Genomic DNA, 12,549 nt, shown 5'->3' with positions numbered 1-12,549 from the left:
TAGGTAGGCATTTGCATTGCTATATGATGATAGGGCAAGTATATTATTCTCATAAATAGTTAAAAAGTATTTTGATTTATTTATTCAAACTACATTTAATAAAAAAATTGAAACTTGCTAGTGTATTTTGAATCAACGATCAAAATTTTAGTTTAAAAATAGACAATAATCAATTAAATAGATTTAAAGATTTAATTTTTTTTCACAGGCTCCATGACCAATATCAATAGACTAGATGTCTACGAAGTAATTATTGACCTGTAAAGAGGTGTAATGAATTTAAGAGACTTAAAGTTTAAGAGTTGAAACGTTTTCAAAATCTCAAATGACGAACTACCTAATCTTTTATCAAATAATATTTATTGGACAAAATTGCAAAGATGCTATGAGAAAATTTTTAGAGCCTATCAACAATAGAAATGCAGAAGGCAACCCTGAAAACGGAACCACTCGCATTCAAAAAAGTACGGATAGTTCTTTGCATTTGCAAGTTTTTTATAATGGAAGCTGGAGACATGATAGGAATTGCAAGTTGAAAACTAATAAAGAATGTAGCATGAATGGATAGGCTGCATAAACCCTTTAAAATCCTATGACTGAACAAGTTTTACATGTGACATGAATGATGGCTCGGATAAACCAGAATATGAACACACGATGTTGTTATTGAAATTACAATAATCGTCGGTTAAATGTAATTATTTGAGTATTTGATATTTGTTTTACTATCTCATCTAATATAAACAAAAATTTTACGAACCGCTCATCTGAAGCAGAATTTAAAGATCAAAAATTAATTCTGGATTAACCAGATCTTGAAGTCGGAATAAAGAAGTTGATACTCATGTGTTATTTTTATCAAATTTATAGAATAGGGTGTTGGTTAATTATTTACGATAAAAAGTGACGAATTATAGAATGTATGCGGTATTTGATATACTTTACTATTCATGTGAGGTTCTTAATCGATTTAGTTTTTATAGCTAGTCAGCTTATTCATGAAATTAATATTATTGATATACAAGATTGATACTCATTAAAGGAGTTATTGGTATCGAATACGACTAGACTGTTTTGTGTTATTCCAACTTCGAATTATTAGATTCCTCATTTCTCTGCCTGCCATTAAGAATTTCACATTTGCCTTTACCTCATGTTTAATTGATTTTGCTGGGACGCGTGTTACTATATCATCATCAGGAACATTTGAAATGAGTATTGCCCCTACATCGACAATTACATGATCTCCAATTGTGTTATTGCCTTTTAATATGGAGTTCAATCCTAGCCATGAATAGTTGCCAACGAAATAACTAACTCTGATTGTTCCTGCCATAAGTTCACAATTGCTTCCAATCGAGACATCGTGTGCAATTTGAACTAATGCATCTAATTTTGATCCCTTTCAATAATTGTATTTGACATAGAACCTCTTGCAATGGAACAATATGCTCCTATGTCTACATCATTTCCAATCATGACTTTTCCTAAATGAGGAAAATGAACTAATTTCCGAGTTAGCTCTCTAATATACAAATCCATCCTCACCTGCTGTGGAACTTCATTGAATAATACAATTATCACCTATACTGCAGTGCTCTAGACTCAATTTTTTTCCCAATAATTGAATATTCTCCTATAGCACAATCATGTCCTATCGATGCAGAAGAGTGAATAAACGCGAGCGGGCAAATGCTGATGTCATCCCCCTTATCTTTTATCATTTCACTTAGTATTTGGACAAATTCTAATCTTGGATTGGAAACAATTAGTAGCTGCTTACCATGCTTTGGATCAACTGAGTATCGGATAGAGTTGTTACATAATGTGACTCTTGCGCCTGATTTCAAAATATTCTATTGCAATGTCGTCAGGATAATAACAAAAAGTCGGATCATTATTTTTTGACCTTTTAATGAATACCTGACTGATTTTTTCTGTAAGAAATCTTCTCCATTAAAGGCATACATAACGAAAAACATCATACATTATAAAATAATTTGGAAGTAACCGCTAATCAATTTTTGTTAACTAAATAATACGTTTTTCCTAATATGTCAGCAAAATTAAATCTTAATCCTAAGCTACCAATTTTGGGATGAACCTTTCGAATCGTTTGATTCAAATACAATATCCGTTAATTGCCTTTTATCCATAGAACATAGAAATTGTTCTCTAATTTAACTATCATCTTGGCATTCTCAGAAACCAGTATACAGAAATTTTAGTGATAGTTAGTCAAATCTCGTGTTAAACTCATCCTAAAAATAAATATTTTACCCGACCTGTAAAGTCTAATTTGTCAAATTCGTGGTTTACTTTCACTACATCTTGATGAATCTTTTCAATTCAATATGTACAACTTGTCTGGTAATATTTATTAGCAAGATATTTGATACAACCCAGAGTTAAAGTATTGAATAATAAAAGAATGAATATTTTGGCTATTGGTGCACATCCTGATGACATTGAACTTGGATGCGGCGGATCGCTACTAAAGGCTGCCAGAAATGGCGTGAACGTTTTCATGTATATAGTAACCCGGGGGTCGAGTGCTGGCTCGGTAGTTAAACGCTCGAACGAAATCATAAATTCTGCCAAATATATGGGCGCTAAAGCATTATGGATAGATAACTATGAGGATACTGCCGTCTATTTGACCAAAGAGTTAATTAATTCAATTGAATTTTTTATCAGAAAGACACAGGCCGATGTTGTATATACACACCCACTAAAGGATAATCATCATGATCATCGGGCAGTATCAGAGGCAACAATTGAGGCGGCAAGATTTACTCCAAATATACTCGGATATGAAAATCCATCTACAAAAAATTTTTTACCTGTTTTGTTCAGTGACATCTCTGATGTTATTTTAGAAAAAATTAGATTAATTGAGCTGTATGGTTCTCAAAAATCAAAATTGTTTCTCAGTTCTAATTCGGTGCGGGGTTTGGCCGAGTATCGGGCATTTCAAACCAGACTTGATCCGAATTTAACGCATATGGAAGCATTTGAGGTCTTGAAAATGATGATAAATGCTGATTATGCTTTGTTACCAACCAGAAGACCAAGTGAGGATCTCGAACCATCTCAGAATATTATTGAGTTTATACTGTAAATTAAATATCTCATTCTGAATTTTTAAAACTTAACTATCCTTGTTTAACGCATAATAACATGTACTTTGGATTTCCTTTTAGGCATAAGAAATGTCTTTTCGTAATTATGAAAGTTCGGATAATTACTTTTTTTGGAAATAACATAAGTCGGTTTCTCAATTGAACATCACATGGATGCCAATTGAGTTATTCAGGGACCGAGTTGAAAAAAAATTATCCCTTAAAATAAGCTCTCACATGTGGCCTATATAGATAGAATATAATTATTCCACTGATGATAATTCCTATTATATGAGTTGCAAGCGCGGAAGCAAGTGATGATGTAAGTAATCCTGTACTGATTGCAGATATAATCTGAATCACTATGCCGATAATCATGACTATAATTGTAATTGTCCAGGCCCATCCTTTGCCTTTCAGCAATCCATATGAAACTATCAGATATATAATTCCGATTATGACCATACCTATTCCTAATATCATTGGTACCATGCCCAGAGCAGCAATATCTGCTGCTTCGGTCGAACCTCCTTCGGATGATACTGTAGACAATAAGCCTCCAAAAGCTATAAAACCTAATCCACCAATTAAAAGTGCAATACCGCCTATGATGGTTAGTATGGCTATGATTGTAACGCCAATTGGTCTTTTTGTATTTGAATTCAAATTAATATCAAAGATTAATTGATACTTCAATATAAACAGTGACTCTCCTATACGTTTAGAGAATTAAAAAAACTTAATATTGGATTTTATAATTCTTTAAATTACGAAAAAAACCATTTATGGGAAATGCCCAAACTGTAGAACAAAAGGTCAATTAGATGTGATATCGAGCAGTCCTGGAAAAGAAAAATTCAAATGCAATTCGTGTTACTTCAAATTTGGAATTAATGATTTGTAACTACTTCTTTCATCTAATATCTTCTTATCGTAATTTCAATTAAATAATGACTCATTCTAAAGAAACATCTATTCTAAGATTAATTGCGATTTTACGAATATCTTGATGGTTTGATGACTGGGTTCATTTAGGGGTCGATATTATTTTTTGATCTTCGAGTAAATAAGCCCTGATAAATCTAACTTTGGTTTCAATATGATTCGCCTTGACTCCAATCGATGAAATGGAGGATTTAGCAATTAATCTCTGAAATTTCAATGATAAAATAAATTCAAATTAGTAAAACTTAAAATGTAATCCTTATAAATAAAATTATGAGTGCTACCTTTCTAGTTTTCTATAGATTTAAAACTATGACTCCAGAAGAAGCTAAAAAAGCTAACGAACAATGGAGAGAAATGAAAAAGAGTTTGCCACAAGGAATTGAATTGATGGGTGAATACAGCCACGCATGGGGTACTGAATATAATGGATTTTTGCTCTTCGAATCAGAAAGCAGCGATGGTTTTATGGATTGGTGGTCTAGTTTTAAGGATAGTATTAGATGGTATGTAGATCACACGCATACAATAACTGCACGGAGAAAATAAATTATTTTGTCAAAAGGACAACAGTTTTATTTAATATCTAAGGTGGATACTCTATGAAGCATAATGCCTTTGTTCTGATCAATTGTACTCTTGGAAGTGAGACAAAGGTAATGGAACAAATTAAAGATCTTGAATATGTGGATAAGGCATATCGCGTTTATGGGGTTTACGACATTATAGTTAAGGTTAACGCCAATGACAAGGAGGATTTACAAAGAAAAGTCCTTCTTATAAGACGACTTGATGATATTAAATCCACGTTGACTCTTCTCGAAATCAATAGCTTAAATTAAATGTATTCTCATTTAAGATACTATCCTCTATTTGTTTTCGTCAAATATTACTAACATGTAAAACTTTTAGTAGATAATCTTTATTCATACACTTTGGAATTCTCAAAGAGCAACATGAGTAATTTTCTCTATGATCCAATGTGATAGATCCTTGTTCTTTTCTGCCGTTTTAGCACAAATAAAGAAGGTGTACAGACGGTTAAATATAGGTGTGTTCTTAAAATACTGATAAATTCATTTTTTAGAATGTTATAAAGATATTTTTTTTAGCAATGAGTGTTAGGAATGCGTCCATTTGTACCCTGTTAGATCAAAATATTCATAAATCTAAATAAGAATAGTATTTACAGGGATCTTGCTTCTTAATTCTAAATGTCACTAAATTAGTAAAAGATGTTGATCATCTTACTATTCATTTGAGGTAAAGTTTACGTAGTTTATTTTATCATCGACTCTATTTTCTCATAGGAATTCTGGGTAACCATGTTTTGACTCTTGAGAAAATCCATGAAATGCTTACTCTGTTCAAATTCATCGATCAAGTTCAAAAATATTGCTCTAAAAAAATCCCGCGCTTCGTGGTTCAATCCGCATTGGGTACAGCAATAATTTCCCTCATTGCTGGGCGCCCATTTCTCTTTAATCTCCTCGTTATTATATGCTCTAGATAGTACTTTTCTTGCATAATCTAATAGAGTAATAAATAATTCATTCTTCTCCTCTTTCAAAGTTAGCTTACTTAGAGTTTCTGCAAATCCCTCAGAATATATTGTGTGTCCGGGAGGCAGTGGAACTGGTTTATTACCCTCATAGATATCGTGAACCCCAAATAGCTCTTCAATTACTAGTCTTGCCCTTTTTCGAAAAATGAATGGATCTTGTCTTTTCGATGGTCTGCCTCTTTGATTTTTCTTTTCTTCCTCAACGTGATTTATATAATATTCTCTATAAAGTTCGGCCTTTTGAGCATACACAGTCTTTATAGGCAATTTAGTAACTCCGCTTAATTCCTCTACCGATAGACCTATGGGGTATGCTTCCCTTAGAGCATTTAGAATTTTCCGATTACTATCCTTATTAATTACTTGTAAATGAAGGTCATCTCTGCAATAATATCCTTCAAAATAATTTTTCATAATCTTTTAAATAATTTCTATTATTCTTATACTTTTAGAATTTTAGACCCTAAGAATATAATACGGGCAAGATAAAATTTATCTATTTATAATATGAAGAGTTAATATGACAATAAAAAACTACATAAAATCAAATAGATCTACTATCTTTATCCTGTTTTCGATCAGCATAATCTTAATCCTATCTCTATTTCCGTTAACCTTATCAAATACTTATGCTAGTTTGGATTCTAACTCCACTCTGACAAATTCTAACTCCACTCTGACAAATTCTAACTCCACTCTGACAAATTCTAACTCCACTCTGACAAATTCTAACTCCACTCTGACAAATTCTAACTCCACTCTGACAAATTCTAACTCCACTCTGACAAATTCTAACTCCACTCTGACAAATTCTAACTCCACTCATAACAACCAAAATGGCACTATTACTTCTTTTCCAGGGTCGATTGATAGCGATAGACGTCATATGCCTCTCTTGTGATTAGATAGTGAAAGAGTAGTTTTTCAGATGCAGAATTTGTACAGTGGTGAAAACATACATGCTCGATAGAAAATTCATTATTGCTGTATTTTTTATCCTTACCTTTTCTGTAAGCAATGCATTTTATTTTTATCTTCACATTCCATTCAAACCAACTGGGGGTCTCGAAGTTTCACTGGCATTTGGTACAACGAGAATTTCCGAAACAGATGGTGACGAAGGCGACAACTCCAACTCTAATTCATCCACGGCCTCCGATGCAGATATTATACGTGAAACAGATGGTGACGAAGGCGACAACTCCAACTCTAATTCATCCACGGGCTCCGATGCAGAAATTAATTCTCCTATTGCAGATGCTGGGACAGATATAGCTGTACAAAGCAATGTGCTGACTCAATTGGATGGTAGCAATAGCTATAATCCTAATAATTATGGTGATGATGTTAGTCCATCTCTAAACTTCGATTGGACACAGACTGGTGGTCCAGCTGTGATCCTCAATAATCCGACATCTGCAAATCCAACATTAACATCTCCTCAAGTAGAAGAAGAGACAAGACTTACCTTCCAATTAGTAGTAAGTAGTGACACCACAACCAGCGATCCTGATTCTGTAACTGTGTCTGTTACTCCATCTACTACCATTCTAAAACCTATTGCAGATGCTGGGACAGATATAGCTGTACAAAGCAATGTGCTGACTCAATTGGATGGTAGCAATAGCTATAATCCTAATAATTATGGTGATGATGTTAGTCCATCTCTAAACTTCGATTGGACACAGACTGGTGGTCCAGCTGTGATCCTCAATAATCCGACATCTGCAAATCCAACATTAACATCTCCTCAAGTAGAAGAAGAGACAAGACTTACCTTCCAATTAGTAGTAAGTAGTGACACCACAACCAGCGATCCTGATTCTGTAACTGTGTCTGTTACTCCTAGTACCCCACCTGAACCTGAAACTCCTAGTACCCCACCTGAACCTGAAACTCCTAGTACCCCACCTGAACCTGAAACTCCTAATACCCCACCTGAACCTGAAACTCCTAATACCCCACCTGAACCTGAAACTCCTAGTACCCCACCTGAACCTGAAACTCCTAATACCCCACCTGAACCTGAAACTCCTAATACCCCACCTGAACCTGAAACTCCTAATACCCCACCTGAACCTGAAACTCCTAATCCACAGGAGTTTCAAACCATTGTGAAGAATTGTGATACTGATCCCGCGAGCACTTTTACAGGAGGTTCATTAACAATTATTACGGATCAAGATTTTTCTCAAGTATATAAAATAACTCCAAATCCATACACTCATGAAGATTCGTTATATTTTGTAAATAATGATTTTTTCGATTGTGATTCTAATAATTCAGTGGTATCACTAGCTGGACTAGATTATTCTTGGTATACCGTAGAAATCCTTGATCAAGAGAATGCTGATAATTACAAGAAATTTGATATCTCCATAAATGAGAACTTTTCATTTCCCACTATCTACGTGTTTGACAGGGCCTTTGTTCCTAATCTGGTATACGAACCTATACGTTCACAATTTATTATATGGTTAAATGAAAGCGTTACTACGAATTCAGAGCTAGTATCACAAGATTATGTCCTAAATGGTGAAATAAAATTTGTATTTGAAAACCCACCTGGTTTTGTAATCAATACGAATAATAGCGGACAACTTAGTGAGAGGGATTTACTGAGCAAACTCAGTAAAGATCCGAGGATTTTTGCAATCAATCAAGACTTAAACGGGAGGATTGCCTCTGCTATATACAATAATCAAACCGTCCCTGATAGTCTTGAAAGAATTAATGCAAATGTGCTAAATATGACAAGTGAAAATTTACAAGTTACCTCTTCCAGTCAATCCCGCGAGCTAGATTTTTCAAACGTAGATATTGCAATTTTAGATACTGGAGTAAGTCTTGACCATCCCGATCTGAATGTCTACAATAATGTTTCTTTTATAGATGGCGTCTTAACCGGTGATGATGATCTGGGCCATGGATCACATATTGCCGGAATAGCCGCTGCGAAGGACAATTCAATGGGTATACTTGGCGTTGCACCTGGGGCTAAACTTTGGGCCATCAAGGTGTGCGATGTTAACGGTAACTGTCCTCTATCTTCTCAAATAAAAGGTCTACAATACGTTAACGAACATGCTGACGAGATAGACATAGTTAATTTAAGTATTGAGAATCCGCCCTCAGACAAATTGGATAAGACTATAACTGAATCCCTCTCAAAGGGCCTGATATATGTGGTCGCCGCAGGAAACAGTAATATTAACACCTCACTAACTTCTCCAGCAAGAATTCCTGGAGTAATTGCAGTTTCTGCAATATCTGATAGTGATGGGGAATGTGGAGGTAAGGGCAATGGTACTATCGGAGGTCCTGATGACTATGCTGCTACCTTCAGTAATTATGGAAATAGTATTGATTTCGCAGCTCCAGGTGTAAACGTATTTTCTACATATAGAGGTGATGGATATGCATTTGATAGCGGTACTAGTATGGCGGCTCCTGTCGTTGCAGGACAAGCCGCGTTGTACAAAAGTTTTAAACCAAATGCTACTTCTGAGGAAGTAATTTCTGCTTTGCTTAATTCGAGTATCCCATATACAACTCCATGTGCAGGACTTAATCATGGTCATTTCCAAGATGATGAAAACTATCACAAAGAACCACTGATCTATAGGTTGAGTATTCCCGAAGTAGGTGTTATCCCCACTCACACTCAACAAGAATAATATGGTTTAGTTCCCTTTTCAGTTTTTCTCATCTTTGGATAGGGTTATATTGTTAGTGAATAAAGCCACTTATTCTTATTCCCTTATATCGGATTGAATTTTAACTAATCAAGAAGTAAAATCTAAATTTCATATCAGATAACAATGTAATAAAATAAATATAATGTCTGTCCTAAAATAAGGTATGGAATGTGCAGTATATGATACATATGTTACAAAAAAAGATGGAAGAATAATGCATTTTGATGTAATTGTAGAAGCAAGTACTCCTCACGAGAAAGCAATCGAATTCGGAAAGGAGTATCTTGACAGTGTGGATCAAGGAGGGCAGAAAATGACCCAAGAGGAATGTCAATTTTGTCATATTCAAGAGGCTCCACCGGTAGTAGCAAAAGATATCAAAGAATCGGGTTACTACATTCAAAAAATGGAAGGTTGTCCTTAGAACCACAAGTTCTAGTATTTGAAGGCTCCTCAAACGAGTCAATTAGGAAATCCATGTTAAATGATAAATTTTTGTGAAAATCATCAATTGTTTAAAAGGAAAAACCATTAGAAACTCCTTTGACTAAATATATATTGCTTTAGTAACGCTGGAAAGAAACATTTCATAAGACAATTGTAAAATAGTTATGTGTTGATTCTGTCCCCATTGGTTTTATTATTCCTATCTTATAACTATGGATCGATCTACATGACCTTATTCTTTTCAAGCCCAATTGGACTTGGACATATAACAAGGGATATTGCAATCGCAAAGGAAATGGCCCAGTCATTTAATTATTATGATTTCGATTTCATTACAGGTTCAAAAGCTTTTGATTTTGTTTGTAATGAGAATGATTCCTCGGAAGTATCCAATTTCAACGCCTATAATCTGTATTATCCTCCAGAATTTTCAATAGAAGACGGGAAACTAAATAACAGTTTTATTTGGTTACTAAAATATGTGTCCTACTTTCAAAAATCAAAAATAAAAATAAAGAAATTGTTATCTACCGAAAACAAAAATTGGGAAACCTCTCTAATTATAACTGACGAAGATTTTGCATCTTTATCTGTTGGAAAGGATCTGAATATCCCTAGAATCCTTATCACCGATATACTTAGAACTCATTTCATAAGAAAAGGGGTACTGTCTAATATTGAAAATTTTCTAAATAATTCGATGTGCAAGTTGATAAGGTCCAGCGATTGTGTTATCATTCCTGAATCTGGAGATAATCGAGACAATTTATTTTATGTGGGTCCAATAGTTAGAGAGATAAAAACAACTAGAGATGAGTTGCGGAAAAGATTATCTTTTAATAAGAAAACAATTTTGGTTACTATTGGAGGCACATCAGCCGGATTCTATTTAATAAAAAGGACTGTCGAATCTTTTATTAGACTACGCAAACGGTTTGATTGCGATTTGGTAGTATCTTTTTCATCTAGTAATTCAGCTAATAATGGAGGCGATAAATTCTATAGGAGTATTGGTTTTGTAAACAATATTCATGAATATGTGTGCGCCGCCGACCTGGTTATATCGTTAGCAGGAAAATCTACTATCGATGAAAGCTTGGTCTACGGTACTCCTGGTATTTTTATTCCCATTAAGAATCATTTTGAACAAGAGGATAGGGCCAGAGAAATGGGATTTTCCTATGAGGATATCAAGAAACTAGATACAATTATAGAAGAAAATCTTTCAGGCAGCCGTCTAAAAAAAGAAAGGAGGGCCTCAAACGGAGTTGCCCTTGCTGCGACCCTGATTAACGGGTATCTGAATAAATAATAACAAGACATTGTATTATTTTTGGTATTGGAGCCATTAGTAATTGCAAAATTCGGCGGATCTGCTTTAGGGATAAATGGTGCTAAGATCCCTATCATAATTGATAGGATAAGAGAACTAAGAAAGAAATCTAAGGTTATTTGCGTGTTTTCTGCTCCTCTTACAAATTATGAAGGAAAAAATATGTCTATGACCGATGTTGCTATCCGGATTTCAAAAAATTATGCTTCATCTAATCCGGTAGATATCGATATACTAAAAACTGTATATTTGGAAATTTCAAATAGATATCTATCAAAAGCTGCTAGAGTCGATTTTGAATCTGAGCTAGAGAGATTTAACAAAATTGTTTTAATATCTCTCAAGCAAGTTGCCGAAAATCGCCGGTTCGTTGATGTAAGTCGTTCAAGAATTCTTGCTTATAGCGGAGAAATGGTGATTTCATCTCTGATGGGTTATATCCTGCGAAGTAACGGCATTAAATCATCAAGTGTGAACGTAAATGAATGGCCAATAGTTACAGATGACAATTTTGAAGCAGCTAGTTTCTTACTAGATGAATCTAAAAATCAGATGAATTCACTAATCAAGTTAGTTAAAGAGAATGATGTTGTATGCATCGGGGGTTTTATTGGAAAAACAGTAGATGGCCTAGAGACCACTTATGAAAGAGGAGGATCTGACAGATCAGCAGCGGATTTGGGGATATTATTGTCATCACAGTTTAATGTTATTCTTGACTTTGAAAAGGACAATTCCGTGTTAAGTGCAGACCCTAAAATAGTTTCCAAAAATCTTCACAACGTGAAAACGCTGTCTTACAACGAAGCAAAACTTGCAGGCATGTTTGGTATGAAAATTTTGGATCCAATTGCAATTAAAGATATAGATGATCATGACTTAAATTTAATCATATTAGTTACTAATATTTCAAACCCTTCTAATTGTACACGAATACTTAAACATTTATCAGATGAGAAAGACGAAGCGGAACCTAAAATAAAGATTGTTACTGGTAAAAAAAACTGTGCTATCGTCAGAATGGAATCCATAGCTGCATCTCATATTGCCGCTTTATTTGAGAAGCAAAGACAATATCATGATTTTATTAAATTATCTCCTTATAAAAAAGATAATTTGGAAATAACAAGATTCCTATTTTTGGATGGCGACTATGTAAAAAGACACGAAAAGGTATTCCGCTCATTTTATTCTAAAGTTGAAATGGTGTATGGAAGAGGAGTGGTTACTCTTATTGGTGATTCCATGTGGAAAATTCCTAAAATAGTTTCTAACACTAGTAGTATTGTCAGTCAGCAAGACATTAATATATTGAACATTGATGCACAAGAAGAGACTTCAAGAATTCTCATTCTGGTAAAAGATCAAAATGTTGAAGAAGTCATTAGATCAATACACTCAAAAGGCTCGATTATAAATTAGTTACACTATTCTGGTGTG

Annotated in this window: 14 protein-coding genes; 9 read left to right on the top strand and 5 right to left on the bottom strand. The window is 34.2% G+C overall.

Annotated features, from left to right (window positions below; translation table 11 throughout):
* The first annotated feature begins 385 nt into the window (after positions 1–385).
* A complete protein-coding gene (locus tag AB0A59_RS10955) occupies positions 386–568 on the top strand; it encodes a hypothetical protein (RefSeq protein WP_458743752.1) in 183 nt (60 codons plus the stop codon).
* A gap of 477 nt (positions 569–1,045) precedes the next feature.
* Here the strand turns inward: AB0A59_RS10955 and AB0A59_RS10950 are convergent, their stop codons facing one another.
* The 3 genes from AB0A59_RS10950 to AB0A59_RS10940 are packed head-to-tail and all read right to left on the bottom strand — an operon-like array spanning position 1,046 to position 1,850.
* Positions 1,046–1,336: a hypothetical protein gene (locus AB0A59_RS10950; protein WP_458743751.1), complete on the bottom strand. Its 291-nt coding sequence runs from the start codon at positions 1,334–1,336 to the stop codon at positions 1,046–1,048.
* A gap of 53 nt (positions 1,337–1,389) precedes the next feature.
* Positions 1,390–1,584 (bottom strand): hypothetical protein, encoded by a 195-nt coding sequence (locus AB0A59_RS10945; protein WP_458743750.1) that lies wholly within the window; start codon positions 1,582–1,584, stop codon positions 1,390–1,392.
* Positions 1,581–1,850: a hypothetical protein gene (locus AB0A59_RS10940; protein WP_458743749.1), complete on the bottom strand. Its 270-nt coding sequence runs from the start codon at positions 1,848–1,850 to the stop codon at positions 1,581–1,583. The genes AB0A59_RS10945 and AB0A59_RS10940 overlap by 4 nt, the downstream gene beginning before the upstream one ends.
* A 566-nt stretch (positions 1,851–2,416) precedes the next feature.
* Here AB0A59_RS10940 and AB0A59_RS10935 point away from each other — a divergent pair.
* Positions 2,417–3,121, top strand: coding sequence for a PIG-L deacetylase family protein (locus AB0A59_RS10935; RefSeq protein ID WP_458743748.1), 705 nt, complete (start codon positions 2,417–2,419; stop codon positions 3,119–3,121).
* Positions 3,122–3,335: 214 nt separating this feature from the next.
* Here the strand turns inward: AB0A59_RS10935 and AB0A59_RS10930 are convergent, their stop codons facing one another.
* The gene (locus tag AB0A59_RS10930; protein WP_458743747.1) at positions 3,336–3,818 is read right to left on the bottom strand and encodes a hypothetical protein; all 483 of its coding nucleotides are present in this window, start codon (positions 3,816–3,818) and stop codon (positions 3,336–3,338) included.
* Positions 3,819–4,340: 522 nt separating this feature from the next.
* On the opposite strand from AB0A59_RS10930, the gene AB0A59_RS10925 reads away from it, so the two are divergent.
* A complete protein-coding gene (locus tag AB0A59_RS10925; protein WP_144733740.1) occupies positions 4,341–4,616 on the top strand; it encodes a DUF3303 family protein in 276 nt (91 codons plus the stop codon).
* A gap of 53 nt (positions 4,617–4,669) precedes the next feature.
* Positions 4,670–4,909 carry an Lrp/AsnC ligand binding domain-containing protein gene (locus tag AB0A59_RS10920; RefSeq protein ID WP_458743746.1) on the top strand — a complete coding sequence of 80 codons (240 nt, stop codon included), beginning with the start codon at positions 4,670–4,672 and terminating at the stop codon, positions 4,907–4,909.
* Positions 4,910–5,346: 437 nt separating this feature from the next.
* Here AB0A59_RS10920 and AB0A59_RS10915 read toward each other — a convergent pair whose 3' ends face one another.
* Positions 5,347–6,045 (bottom strand): hypothetical protein, encoded by a 699-nt coding sequence (locus AB0A59_RS10915; RefSeq protein ID WP_458743745.1) that lies wholly within the window; start codon positions 6,043–6,045, stop codon positions 5,347–5,349.
* A gap of 106 nt (positions 6,046–6,151) precedes the next feature.
* Between AB0A59_RS10915 and AB0A59_RS10910 the strand changes: the two genes are divergently transcribed.
* The 5 genes from AB0A59_RS10910 (at position 6,152) to AB0A59_RS10890 (ending at position 12,531) form a co-directional block, all read left to right on the top strand.
* Positions 6,152–6,532, top strand: a complete 381-nt coding sequence (locus AB0A59_RS10910; protein WP_458743744.1) for a hypothetical protein — start codon at positions 6,152–6,154, stop codon at positions 6,530–6,532.
* Positions 6,533–6,590: 58 nt separating this feature from the next.
* Positions 6,591–9,308 (top strand): S8 family peptidase, encoded by a 2,718-nt coding sequence (locus AB0A59_RS10905; protein ID WP_458743742.1) that lies wholly within the window; start codon positions 6,591–6,593, stop codon positions 9,306–9,308.
* A 184-nt stretch (positions 9,309–9,492) separates the two neighbouring features.
* On the top strand, positions 9,493–9,753 hold the full coding sequence (locus AB0A59_RS10900; RefSeq protein ID WP_458743741.1) for a DUF2024 family protein: 261 nt from the start codon (positions 9,493–9,495) through the stop codon (positions 9,751–9,753).
* Positions 9,754–10,002: 249 nt separating this feature from the next.
* On the top strand, positions 10,003–11,088 hold the full coding sequence (locus AB0A59_RS10895) for a glycosyltransferase (protein WP_458743740.1): 1,086 nt from the start codon (positions 10,003–10,005) through the stop codon (positions 11,086–11,088).
* A 21-nt stretch (positions 11,089–11,109) separates the two neighbouring features.
* Positions 11,110–12,531, top strand: coding sequence for an amino acid kinase family protein (locus tag AB0A59_RS10890; protein WP_458743739.1), 1,422 nt, complete (start codon positions 11,110–11,112; stop codon positions 12,529–12,531).
* Positions 12,532–12,549 lie beyond the last annotated feature (18 nt).

The sequence above is a fragment of the Candidatus Nitrosocosmicus sp. T genome, from assembly GCF_054408485.1.
The sequence above is the reverse complement of the archived record's forward strand: the minus strand, read 5'-3'. Positions and strand labels throughout refer to the sequence as shown.

Coding starts and splice junctions, on each gene's coding strand:
- AB0A59_RS10955 (WP_458743752.1), top strand. CDS start 386: ATGAGAAAATTTTTAGAGCCTATCAACAATAGAAATGCAGAAGGCAAC.
- AB0A59_RS10950 (WP_458743751.1), bottom strand. CDS start 1,336: ATGGCAGGAACAATCAGAGTTAGTTATTTCGTTGGCAACTATTCATGG.
- AB0A59_RS10925 (WP_144733740.1), top strand. CDS start 4,341: ATGAGTGCTACCTTTCTAGTTTTCTATAGATTTAAAACTATGACTCCA.
- AB0A59_RS10920 (WP_458743746.1), top strand. CDS start 4,670: ATGAAGCATAATGCCTTTGTTCTGATCAATTGTACTCTTGGAAGTGAG.
- AB0A59_RS10915 (WP_458743745.1), bottom strand. CDS start 6,045: ATGAAAAATTATTTTGAAGGATATTATTGCAGAGATGACCTTCATTTA.
- AB0A59_RS10910 (WP_458743744.1), top strand. CDS start 6,152: ATGACAATAAAAAACTACATAAAATCAAATAGATCTACTATCTTTATC.
- AB0A59_RS10905 (WP_458743742.1), top strand. CDS start 6,591: ATGCTCGATAGAAAATTCATTATTGCTGTATTTTTTATCCTTACCTTT.
- AB0A59_RS10900 (WP_458743741.1), top strand. CDS start 9,493: ATGGAATGTGCAGTATATGATACATATGTTACAAAAAAAGATGGAAGA.
- AB0A59_RS10895 (WP_458743740.1), top strand. CDS start 10,003: ATGACCTTATTCTTTTCAAGCCCAATTGGACTTGGACATATAACAAGG.